Source organism: Spongiimicrobium salis, from assembly GCF_043678055.1.
Classification (GTDB): domain Bacteria; phylum Bacteroidota; class Bacteroidia; order Flavobacteriales; family Flavobacteriaceae; genus Spongiimicrobium; species Spongiimicrobium salis.
Genome location: NZ_JBHEQA010000002.1, coordinates 1,070,271 through 1,081,811, shown reverse-complemented (window position 1 = coordinate 1,081,811; position 11,541 = coordinate 1,070,271). Strand labels below are relative to the sequence as shown.

Sequence of the window (11,541 nt, the reverse complement as noted above, 5' to 3'; positions counted from 1 at the left end):
TAGATGAAAATAGCAATTGTATGTTACCCTACCTTCGGAGGTAGTGGTGTAGTCGCCACTGAATTGGGGATTGCGTTGGCCGGTAGAGGACATGAAGTTCATTTTATAACGTATAAACAACCAGTACGCCTGGATTTGTTGAACAATAAGATCCACTTTCATGAAGTACATGTCCCAGAATATCCTTTATTTAGATATCAACCCTATGACCTTGCGCTATCGAGTAAATTGGTAGATACAGTAAAGTTTTTTGGAATAGAATTATTGCATGTACATTATGCCATTCCGCATGCGTATGCAGGGTATATGGCGAAAAAAATGTTGGAAGAGGAAGGTATTTATATCCCGATGATCACTACACTTCACGGAACGGATATTACCCTAGTGGGGAATCATCCGGTATATAAACCAGCAGTTACTTTTAGTATCAATAAATCTGATGTAGTAACATCGGTTTCCGAAAATTTGAAAAAGGATACTTTAAGACGCTTTGATATTAAAAATGATATCGAGGTAATTCCTAATTTTATAGATACCTCAAAGTACAGTGCAGGTTTTACAGATTGTCAACGATCCTTAATGGCAGATGACGATGAAAAAATTATTACACATATCAGTAATTTTAGAAAGGTAAAGCGTATCCCTGATGTTATAGAGATTTTTTATAAAATCCAAGAAAACACTCCAGCCAAACTTTTAATGGTGGGGGAAGGGCCTGAAAAAGCCAAGGCAGAGCAATTGTGTGAGCAATTCCAAATAAAAGATAAAGTGGCATTTCTTGGAAAAAGTAGGGAAATTGATAAGATTTTATGTTTTTCGGATTTGTTCTTATTGCCCTCTGAATCGGAAAGCTTTGGTCTGGCCGCTTTAGAAGCGATGATCAATAAAGTTCCAGTAATTTCCAGTAATACGGGAGGTTTACCAGAAGTAAATGTTCATGGAAAATCAGGGTATTTGAGCAATGTAGGGAATGTTGGGGAAATGGCCGAAAATGCGCTTAAAATACTGATGGATGAAGAGGTTTTGGAAGAGTTTAAGAAAAATGCTTTTGAAGTAGCCAGTAAATTTGATATCCATCATGTGCTGCCATTATATGAAACGCTTTACGAAAGGGCCTACAAAGAATGGTATAAAACGGCATATTGATCGGTGTAAAAATGATTGCCATCCGTATTCTTTTAAGCTTATTTTTATTATTGACTTCATGCAGCGGGAAAAAGGGTGCCATAGGTCGTGCGACTGACGTAAAATTGGACCAAAACGAAAAACACTCAAAAATGACACTGTTGTCACAGGGCAGTTATGGGGGAGGAATAAAAAAGGAGCTAAAGCTTATCCGGGAATCCAAAGAGTTTGAGCTGATCTACAGAAAATTGAACCGCACTAAAAAAATTGAAGTAGACGTTCCTTACATTGATTTTTCCCAAGATGTAGTAGTGCTGTATCAACATGGGGAGACCAAAGGTACTTTGATTCCTTCCCTGAAAATCATTGGAAAGACACAAAATACGATTATCTTAGAGGTTTTGGAACAGGAAGATAAAAACGGAGGTCGCAATATTACCCGACCCTTTTGTATGTATACACTGACCAAGATCTCAAAAAAAATGAATGCCAAACTGAAAAATGACTGATTATACTTTAAACAGAACTTTTGCGTTTATAAACCAATGGAGCTGTAAACCAACAGACCATAAATGTTGTTCAATATCTATATAAACTAATTAGGACCATTATTTTCAAGACCAATTCAACCTTGTTGTTAAAAGACCAACATTCTTCATGTTATTCAATTCTATAGATTTTACTGTTTTTTTACCTATTGTGTTCGGCCTCTATTGGTTTGTTACCAATAGAAATTTAAAACTCCAAAATTTTTTAATCGTTCTGGCCAGCTATGTATTCTACGGTTGGTGGGATTGGAGATTCCTTTCCTTGATCATTTTCAGTTCCCTTGTTGATTTTACCATTGGAAATCTTCTTAGAACCGAGGAGAATACAAGGAAAAGAAAGACCTATTTATGGATAAGTATTCTTATCAACCTGGGCTTTTTGGGCTTTTTTAAATACTATAACTTTTTTGTAAATAGTTTTGTTGATGCCTTTACTTTCTTTGGTCGAGAAATAGAAGTAGGTACCTTACAGATCATTCTACCCGTGGGAATAAGTTTTTATACGTTTCAGACCCTAAGTTATACTATAGATGTCTATAAAAAGAAATTGGAGCCCACCAAGGACTTGATCGCTTTTTCCGCTTTTGTCAGTTTCTTTCCCCAGTTGGTGGCTGGTCCTATAGAAAGGGCAACAAATTTATTGCCCCAGTTTTATGTTAAAAGATCTTTTGATTACGATAAGGCCAAGGATGGACTCCGGCAGATTTTATGGGGATTATTTAAAAAAATAGTTATCGCCGACAATTGCGCCAAGTACGCCAATATTATTTTTAATCATTCGGAAGACTATTCTGGTAGTACCTTATTCTTGGGAGCTTTATTCTTTACCTTCCAAATTTATGGGGATTTTAGTGGGTACTCTGATATTGCCATTGGGGTTTCTAGATTGTTCGGGTTTAACTTAAAACAGAATTTTGCCTTTCCGTATTTTTCCCGGGATATTGCCGAGTTTTGGAGGAGATGGCATATTTCCTTATCCACCTGGTTCAGGGATTATCTATATATTCCTTTAGGTGGAAGTCGTGGAGGTGTTCAGATGAAACTACGGAATACTTTTATTATTTTTCTCGTAAGCGGCTTTTGGCATGGCGCCAATTGGACATTCATTGTATGGGGATTTCTAAATGCCCTATATTTCTTACCCTTGCTTTTACTGAATAGGAATAGGGTGAATACCAATTTAGTGGCGGAGAATAGATTATTCCCTAATTTTAAGGAAGTAATTCAGGTAATGACCACATTTTTATTGACGGTACTGGCCTGGATTTTCTTTAGAGCCAATTCGGTTACACATGCTTTTGCCTATTTGAAAGATTTATTTACATCGGCCCTTTTTGACTGGCCAGCTCCAGAAACCTATGCCAAAGAATTATTTATTCTGGTGCCTGCATTCATATTAGTGGAATGGTTTGGACGATCGGCACAATATGGTATTGAGGAAATTAAGCAATTTCCCAAGTACATAAGATGGACGTTATATTTTGGTCTTATAATACTAATGTTCATTTTTGTGGGAGAAGAACAGGAGTTTATTTATTTTCAATTTTAAGCGAAATGAAGAACTTTATTAAGAATTGTATTGCTTTTGTACTGGTTGGATTGGTTCTTGCGGAGATTATAGCCCGTCTATTTTTTCTTACATCCGATATTCCACGAAGGACCATTGACGACGCAGGCATACAGAAATATTTTCCAAATCAGGATGGGCATTGGGTAGGCGGCACGCACAAATGGCAGATCAATGAAATGGGGTGGCCCGGACCTATGCCAAAATCAATGGACAATCTGGTTACCTTAATCGGGGATTCTTTTATAGAAAATTTCATGAATCCGGAGGAGTGCCATCAAGCGAGTTTCCTTCAAAAAAAATTGCCAAAACATAATTATTTAGAGGTTTCCCGTTCCGGAGTTTCATTCATAGAAGCGATGGAAATCGCCAAACAAATGGATTCATTACGTCCGCAGTATCAGATTATTTACGCCTATGATTCGGACTTTGATGAAAGTATAAAACAAATTAGACCTTCATCCCAAATAACGCAAATTGATCTGGAAAACCAGAAAGTAATACATGGAAAACTAAAATCCCCTGGAATAAAAAACATATTATACAACTGGAAATTTGCCTTTTATTTATACAGTAATTTTAAGAGGGGCGCTAAGAATAAAAAAGGACAAGATGTTCCCCAAAAAACAAATGAAGCTGATGACAAAAACAAAATAGATTTGTACAGGAAGTTGCTGAAGTTTGTGGTTGAAAACTATAAGATTGAAGATAAAATTTTGGTTTTTAGACCAGAAACAAATCCTAAAATAATTGATCTGGCCCATAATTTTGGATTTAAAACCCTGAGCTTACAAGTGAAAAAAGGCGAGAATTGGACATTTGATCATGATAAGCATTGGTCTTGTTTTGGACATGAAAAAGCGGCAGATCAGATTATGGAATTTTTGAAATAGGGATCAAAACTGCAACCTTAACTATAAAGTTATTATTTTAAGGGCATCCGATACAAAGGAAAAAAGTCACTTGATTGGACCTGCTGTTCTTTAATACTGCACAATTGATCGTAAACAGACGGGTTCACAATGTATTTCCATATTTTAAATGGCCTGTAATCTTTGGAAAAACTCGATTTAAAGTAAAACAGGCTATCTTCTTTACTACCTAAGCCTCCTCCAAGATTATAAAAATTATATTTTTTTTCGGTAGCATGAAGGCGCATTTCATCAATGACCAATTTAATGGCATTGTATTTCAAACCCTGGTCATTTGCACAAGATAAGTGATAATGGACCATATTATTTTTGATCAAGAACATGGACCCTCCTATTATGCTCCCATCGGATTTATCCGAAACCAACAGCATAGGACATTCAAAATCTTCTGCAGCCATTAATTTGAAAAAATATGCTTCAGGGAAGAAATACCTTGGATGGGCATTGGTACGCCGCATGGTCTCATAATATTGGTCAATAAAAGTTCGGACATCGTCTTCAGTAGTGGCAATCCGGATATCACACAATTTCCTAGATTTGTTGATATAGGTCCGTAAACGTCTGTGATACGCTTGCCGTTGTACCTCGAGTCTTTTGGAAAGGTCGATATTAACAATATTCCCCAAACGTTCTACCTTCCCCATATTGGCTAGGATAGTGGCTTGTGCAGGGATAAACGGATGTAACCTTGAAAAAACGGAAATGATATTGTTTTCCCAAAGATATTCATGAAGAGCCTTCATAAAAGGGATATTGTCATAGGAATCTGTAACAGGCGTGCTAATAGGGCCACAATAGCCATAGACGCAGGTGGCATCTTTATATGGACCCCCAACGATATTACGGATTAAAAGGGGAAGGGCAATGATGGTCTCGTTATCGCGATACGTAAAAAGTATCGGTGATTCCTGATCTCCTTTCACTAAATGGTGGTATTCATAGGTATGATAGGTATCATACTTCTCAATAGCGAAAAGTGTATTATCCCACTCTTTTTTACTGGTAACAATAGATATCATCGATGTTTTATGAACTTTAGCTGATTTTCAGTGCTAAAAATGCCCGTAAATATACTAATGCTAAAAAAAAGAAGTTAAAATAATAGCCTAAAACGCCATATTACTCGTTTAATGAAAATCGTTGATAACAATGGGGGAATAACAATTTCTGTTTTAATAATTTTGTTATCTTGCTCTTTGTTCCCTTATTTAGAGAATAACATTTAGTGATGTGTAAATGTATAGAAATATGAATATTATGATAACCTCTGCGGGGAGGAGGGTATCGCTTATAAAAGCATTCCAAAAGGAGTTAAAAAAAATTGCTCCGGAAGGGAAGGTTTTTTGTGTAGATGCAAACCCAAAGGAATCGGCCGCTTGTCATGTTGCGGACGGTTGTTTTGAGGTTCCTAGAATTGAGCATCAAGAATATATTTCTTCATTACTGCAATGTTGTCGATCAAATCACGTCAAACTCATTATCCCTACTATAGACACCGAACTTTTGATACTGGCCGAACATGCCGCTTTTTTTGAGGAGCACGGTGTTAAAGTAATTGTTACGTCGGCCGACTTTGTCGAAAAATGCAGAAATAAAAGGGAAATCCATAAGTTTTTTGAATCTATAGGTATCGCTACGGCCAAAGAGTATACCAAAACGGCTTATACCTTGCCCGTTTTTATCAAGCCTTTTGATGGAAGTAGGAGTAAGGATATTTACCTCATACGCAAAACCGAAGATTTTAGAAGTTATCACTTTGAAAATGATAAACTCATGTTTCTGGAATATTTAGACCATGAGCAATACGAAGAGTTTACCTGTGACATGTATTACGACAGATCCCATCATTTGCGGTGTGTAGTGCCTAGAAAGCGAATCGAAGTGAGGGATGGTGAAGTAAATAAGGGGGTTACGGAACGTAATGACTTAATTCCTTTTCTCAAGGAAAAAATGCGTTTTGTGCCCGGTGCCCTAGGATGCTTTACGGCCCAGTTTTTTCTGCATAAAACAAATGGGAACGTTTATGGTATCGAAGTAAACCCAAGATTTGGAGGAGGTTATCCATTATCGTATTTGGCAGGAGCTAATTTTCCAAAATGGATCATTGAGGAGCACTTAATGGACAAGACCATTGAAGATCAATTTGAGGTTTGGGAAGATCAATTGCTCATGCTGAGATACGACGATGAAATTCTGGTCCATGGATATAAAGGTTGATACCAATACGGTCGTTTGTTTTGATTTGGATGATACCTTATACAACGAAATAGAATATCTTAAATCATCCTATAAGGAAATTGCCCAACATTTGGAAGGGCATCATTGGAAACCCCTCTATGCTAGGATGTTTTCGCTCTATCGGCAAAAAAATGATGTTTTTAGCTTTTTGACCGAAACCTATACTACAATATCCAAAGAACAACTCTTAACCCTGTACAGAAACCATAAGCCCAATATCACCCTCTTTCCCGAAATACGGAATATCTTTGATGCCATTAAAAAACATGGAGGGATTTTAGTAGTAATTACGGATGGCCGATCGGTTACACAGCGAAATAAAATTCAAAGCTTGGGAATACAATCTTATTTAGATCGTATCGTAATTTCTGAAGAGATCGGAACGGAAAAACCGAGTGAGACTAATTTTAAGGTGATTGAAGAGGACTTCGAAAACGGAAGGTATTACTACTTTGGGGATAACTTTAAAAAAGACTTTATAACACCTAACAAACGCAATTGGATTTCCGTGGGCTTATTGGATAATGGGCTTAACATCCATAATAATACCTATGCGCATTACACTGAAGGTCTTGCCCCACAGCATCTTATAGCTTCTTTTCGTGAAGTAAAGGTTGTCTCTGCCCAAGACTAACATTCCAAATATTTGAACACCCTATAACTTTGTCAATCCAAATTCGGATATAATGGCATTGGATAACAATCTTGGGCGATATTTTCGCAGTTTTCGAAATACACTACTGATGAAAGCAAAACTAAAATAACGATACTTGCTATTTAGATTTTTGATTCTGGCGGTACTCATAAAATGATTCTCCCCATTGGCCATGCTGTATATAGCACCGATTCCGGGGTAGGGTGTCAGGACATTACCATTGGACAATTCTATTGTTTTGTGCAAATATTCAATATGCGGCCTATTTTGAAAAATATCACTGATCAAATCTGGCCTGATGATGATACATGTTCCGCAAAGCGTATTAAAGTTTTCCTTATTTAAAAAGATTTTCTTTTCACCTTCCCTAAAGATATACCCCTGCTTAAAATACCAACCTGGAACCTTGGATGTAAGGTTCTTGTTCACAAAACTCACAATGGTATTGGAAATACAATCATCGGCATCCACGACCATAAGATAATCAGATTCGTACTTTTTACAGTATTCGATCCCGAATAGGATTTTTTTACTTTTATCTTCCTCTTTTAAGCCGTTATTAATTTCATCTGTATTGTTGGATAGATCGGGAGGCGAAAAATCCACATGGATATATTCAAGATTCGGGTGCTCAAAATTTGTTGCAGGCTTTTCATGACACACCACGACCACCCTAAAATTTTTGTCGGTTTGGTTACAGACAGATTTTATGGATCGCTCAAATAATTTTGAGAAATTATCCCATGAAGAGGATACCTTAGCACTTTTTACTGGAATGATGAAAGTGAGCATTTACTTTTAAAATTTAAGGTTTAAGGAGCATACGATAGAAAAATAGAAACATCCTTAACAACAGTGGTCTATTAAATATAAAGGTAAGAATCTTATATTGTATTCCCTTATTATCTTCATCGACAAAATTATATATCGGATAGAGATGGTTTTTTTTCAAACGATTTAGAACAGTATTCAAATATTGGAATGATAGATTTGATTTTACGATACGGGCAATTAAAAAGAAGATATAGGATTCCTTTCTAGAAATCAGTCGCTTCAAACTGGGATGATCGGGATGGTTCTTCTGTATTTTAAGTACAAGATCGTTGTATTTAAAAATGATATGTTCAAAATCTGCTATAAGTTTATTATAATGAGCTTCACTTTTGTTATGCATTATAGAAGTCTCCCGTTGTACATAGCGATAGACATCTAAATTGATTTTTGCTATTTTTTGGGCTTTAGAAAAAAGTTCTGCCGTATAAATACCATCTTCCAACATCACCCCTTCTATAAAGCTGATCTCCGTTGCCAATAAAAACTCCCTTTTTATGAAATACCACCAGACATTGTTCAGATACTTATGCGAAGCGATATAGTCCAATCCATTTTGAATCTCGATATCCTGGGCGTTGAAATCCGTTGTAGTGGATTCGAGCAATTCCAAGGAGGTCGTCGTTTTGGTACCGAAACCGAGAATATCCAAATCATTATTTTCCATAACGGATAAAACGCTATGCAAGGTATTGCTAGCGATATAATCATCGGAATCGATAAAATAGACATACTTTCCCTTGGCAAGGGTAATGCCAGAGTTTCGCGCCCCGCTCAAACCTTTATTCTCTTGCTCAAAAACAACGATATTCGTATGTTTTTTAGAAAATTGTTCAACAATGTCCATACTGTTGTCGGGTGTACCATCATTAACAACAATGATCTCATAATCCTCTTCCTCCAAATTCTGATCAAGCAGACTTTGGAGGCATCTGTGAAGATATGCCTCAACATTGAATACAGGTACAATAATACTTAATTTCATAATCCCTATACAGGTATTAAATGTCTCTTTGAGATTTGAACAATAATTCGTTAAATGATTAAGGGGTAGTGTTTTTGTGTTCCATGGTGTATTTGATGATCCTTCCTGGATTCCCTACAACCACGGCAAAATCTGGAACGTCTTCTATAATGACCGCCCCAGCACCGATAATGGCCCATTTTCCTATGGTAATTCCTTGGATTACCGAAGCACCGATACCAAAATGGACACCTTCTTTTACGGTTACATAACCGGCAATGGAAGCGTTGGGGGCAATATGTACATAGTCCTCTATAGTAACATCGTGCCCAATAACCGCTCCGGCATTTAAAATGCAATGCTTTCCAATTTTACTAACGGCTTTGACCGACACATTCCCCATCACTACGGAACCTTTATCCACTGTTGAAAATTTGGAAACCAAGCTTGATGGATGGATGAGTGTAGGGTAATTTACCACCAAAGACTGCGAAACTTTTTTTCTGGTGATATTGTCACCTATACATATATGGAAATTATCCTCGGCTTTGAATTTTGAGGTATCCACAGCGGTTACCTCATAGCCCATAATAGTCTCGGTATGATTATCGTCAAATATCCCGGTTATATCTTCGTCCAAATCAGATACGATCATATCAATGATCGCCTTGCAATGTCCTCCTGCACCAAATAAATACATGCTAATTTCCTTTAAATTTTTCCATAGTTACTTTATCGTTGGCTACAATCCCTTCAGAAATGAAAACCTTTTTAACGGTTTTTAAAATAATTTTCAAATCTACGGACACACTGACAGTTTCGGTATATTCCACATCGTATTTAAACTTTTGGTCCCAAGAAATGGCATTTCTACCGTTAACCTGGGCCAAACCTGTGATTCCCGGTCGTACCGTATGTCTTTTCCGTTGTTCGGCATTATATAAAGGTAGATACGAAACTAATAGGGGTCTTGGACCAACTACGCTCATATCTCCTCTAAGAACATTGATCAATTGTGGGATTTCATCCAAGGAAAACTTACGCACAAATCCCCCAAAAGCAGTGATTCTGTCAAAATCGGGGAGTAAATCTCCTTGATCATCTTTTTTATCGTTCATGGTTTTGAACTTGATGATTTTAAATATTCTACCTTGCTTTCCCGGGCGTTCCTGTATAAAAAAGGGTTTGCCGCCATTACTGATGCCAAGAATGATAAAAACAATAATGAAAATAGGGGACAACACCAACAGCCCAAGCAAAGCAGCTATCAAATCAAAGATTCTTTTGAAAAAATGTTTATACAAAGCCTTTTTTTTGAAGATTACCTAAAAATACATTAATGATCATTGCGTTCATCCTTATTCTTTATTACAAACTGTTTTTATCCGAATCTATTGCTTTTTACAGCTATTTTCTGTTTTTGATTTTCGGTAAATATACAATAGAATTCTGATTGCCGTATAGTATAAAACCAATTCTAGATAAATGAACTGTTTAAAACAAAATGTTCTGTATTTAAAAAATGGAAAATCAGTTAAGAAACTCCTCTAACTCCTTTTTATAGCCTTCATCAGAGGTGCGTTGCCAGATTACTTGGTTCCAATTGTCATTTCCTTCCAATAAATAAGGCCCTTTTGAAGTAATGGCAACGTCCCAGCCCACTGTTCGTACAGAGGGTACTACAAGTGCTGCCTGGCCAACCATTTCCTTTAATTCTACCCAAAATGGCAAAGCAACACCTATAATGTCTTTATGGGTAATAGGATGCTTTCCAGACTCGTGTATTAATCTGGAATCCTTGGAAACCAAAGGGGCAATAACTATCCCCGTTTTTAAATCGATTTGGGCGCTCACTCCTCCCGCACTAAAATTATCTACAAAGCCCGTAGTACCTACACGAAGCATGGCCCCAAGAAAATGAACCTTCTTTTGGGAATCTACCACGGTAATTATACGTATGGTATTAAGGGATCCAGAATACATATGATTTAAGATGGGATGCTGTTCTATGGCCACCTCGATCAAATCAAGTCTGTTCTTTTTAAGGAAGACATAGAAGGATTCAATATTCATGCTATTAAAGAAATAGATATTTCCCTTTTGTAATACTTGGACCTTTTCAATACCGACACCCTGATAACCGGTACTACTTTTTAAGATAAGCGAGGCAGGGGTACGCTGCTTTAACCAAGAAGTAAAGGAGGTGAGATCGTTCTCAAAAGGGAGGAAGTGATCATGGTCTATGTAGGCCTTGAATTTTTCTAAGAAAAGATCTTTGTTTTTAAAATATTTCCGGTCTTCCCTTTTATTTAAAGCTTTTTGAAATTTGTAGAGAAATATTGGATCAATAAACGCTGCTTTTTGAGCTTCCGATTTCTCATAAAACTTGAAACTGAAATAGTCGAGGAAAGCAGTGTTATATTGTAAAAATGCCCCTAAAACCTTGGATAAAACTTTGAAATAAGACCATTTTTTTATTTTTTTTAAATGTTTTATTTGCCTTATCAAGGTAGAAAATCGGGTCTTTTTAAGGAGATAAAAAAAATATAAGAGCTTCATGATTTCTTTCGGTAAAAAGTGGTGCGGTCCCAATAAAGATATGCAATTTTAATCATGAAAGAAGAAAACATCCACGACAAAGTCGTACGACACCTACAAACGCTTATATTTTTAAGGAGGGA

General features: G+C 36.7%; 12 protein-coding genes. 6 read left to right on the top strand and 6 right to left on the bottom strand.

All coding sequences use genetic code 11. The features are described 5' to 3' along the window. The first annotated feature begins 3 nt into the window (after positions 1–3). The 4 genes from bshA to ACEXOE_RS13885 all read left to right on the top strand — a co-directional run bounded on the left by bshA (position 4) and on the right by ACEXOE_RS13885 (position 4,133). Positions 4–1,146, top strand: coding sequence for an N-acetyl-alpha-D-glucosaminyl L-malate synthase BshA (bshA, locus tag ACEXOE_RS13900; protein WP_394749418.1), 1,143 nt, complete (start codon positions 4–6; stop codon positions 1,144–1,146). A 131-nt stretch (positions 1,147–1,277) separates the two neighbouring features. Next, positions 1,278–1,634, top strand: coding sequence for a hypothetical protein (locus ACEXOE_RS13895; RefSeq protein WP_394749417.1), 357 nt, complete (start codon positions 1,278–1,280; stop codon positions 1,632–1,634). Between the two features lie 148 nt (positions 1,635–1,782). After that, positions 1,783–3,222: an MBOAT family O-acyltransferase gene (locus tag ACEXOE_RS13890; RefSeq protein ID WP_394749416.1), complete on the top strand. Its 1,440-nt coding sequence runs from the start codon at positions 1,783–1,785 to the stop codon at positions 3,220–3,222. Between the two features lie 5 nt (positions 3,223–3,227). Next, positions 3,228–4,133, top strand: a complete 906-nt coding sequence (locus tag ACEXOE_RS13885; RefSeq protein WP_394749415.1) for a hypothetical protein — start codon at positions 3,228–3,230, stop codon at positions 4,131–4,133. A gap of 32 nt (positions 4,134–4,165) precedes the next feature. On the opposite strand, the gene ACEXOE_RS13880 is transcribed toward ACEXOE_RS13885, so the two are convergent. After that, the gene (locus ACEXOE_RS13880) at positions 4,166–5,191 is read right to left on the bottom strand and encodes a GNAT family N-acetyltransferase (RefSeq protein ID WP_394749414.1); all 1,026 of its coding nucleotides are present in this window, start codon (positions 5,189–5,191) and stop codon (positions 4,166–4,168) included. Between the two features lie 229 nt (positions 5,192–5,420). Between ACEXOE_RS13880 and ACEXOE_RS13875 the strand changes: the two genes are divergently transcribed. Together ACEXOE_RS13875 and ACEXOE_RS13870 are read left to right on the top strand one after the other, a co-directional pair. After that, on the top strand, positions 5,421–6,389 hold the full coding sequence (locus ACEXOE_RS13875) for an ATP-grasp domain-containing protein (RefSeq protein ID WP_394749413.1): 969 nt from the start codon (positions 5,421–5,423) through the stop codon (positions 6,387–6,389). Continuing rightward, positions 6,373–7,044, top strand: a complete 672-nt coding sequence (locus ACEXOE_RS13870) for an HAD family hydrolase (protein ID WP_394749412.1) — start codon at positions 6,373–6,375, stop codon at positions 7,042–7,044. Before ACEXOE_RS13875 ends, ACEXOE_RS13870 begins: the two co-directional genes overlap by 17 nt. A 21-nt stretch (positions 7,045–7,065) precedes the next feature. On the opposite strand, the gene ACEXOE_RS13865 is transcribed toward ACEXOE_RS13870, so the two are convergent. The 5 genes from ACEXOE_RS13865 to ACEXOE_RS13845 all read right to left on the bottom strand — a co-directional run bounded on the left by ACEXOE_RS13865 (position 7,066) and on the right by ACEXOE_RS13845 (position 11,419). Then, positions 7,066–7,857, bottom strand: coding sequence for a glycosyltransferase family A protein (locus ACEXOE_RS13865; RefSeq protein WP_394749411.1), 792 nt, complete (start codon positions 7,855–7,857; stop codon positions 7,066–7,068). Positions 7,858–7,870: 13 nt separating this feature from the next. Further along, positions 7,871–8,881 carry a glycosyltransferase gene (locus tag ACEXOE_RS13860; RefSeq protein ID WP_394749410.1) on the bottom strand — a complete coding sequence of 337 codons (1,011 nt, stop codon included), beginning with the start codon at positions 8,879–8,881 and terminating at the stop codon, positions 7,871–7,873. Between the two features lie 58 nt (positions 8,882–8,939). After that, on the bottom strand, positions 8,940–9,560 hold the full coding sequence (locus tag ACEXOE_RS13855) for an acetyltransferase (RefSeq protein ID WP_394749409.1): 621 nt from the start codon (positions 9,558–9,560) through the stop codon (positions 8,940–8,942). Position 9,561: 1 nt separating this feature from the next. Further along, positions 9,562–10,164 (bottom strand): sugar transferase, encoded by a 603-nt coding sequence (locus ACEXOE_RS13850; protein WP_394749408.1) that lies wholly within the window; start codon positions 10,162–10,164, stop codon positions 9,562–9,564. A gap of 226 nt (positions 10,165–10,390) precedes the next feature. Next, positions 10,391–11,419, bottom strand: coding sequence for a sugar-transfer associated ATP-grasp domain-containing protein (locus tag ACEXOE_RS13845; RefSeq protein WP_394749407.1), 1,029 nt, complete (start codon positions 11,417–11,419; stop codon positions 10,391–10,393). Positions 11,420–11,541 lie beyond the last annotated feature (122 nt).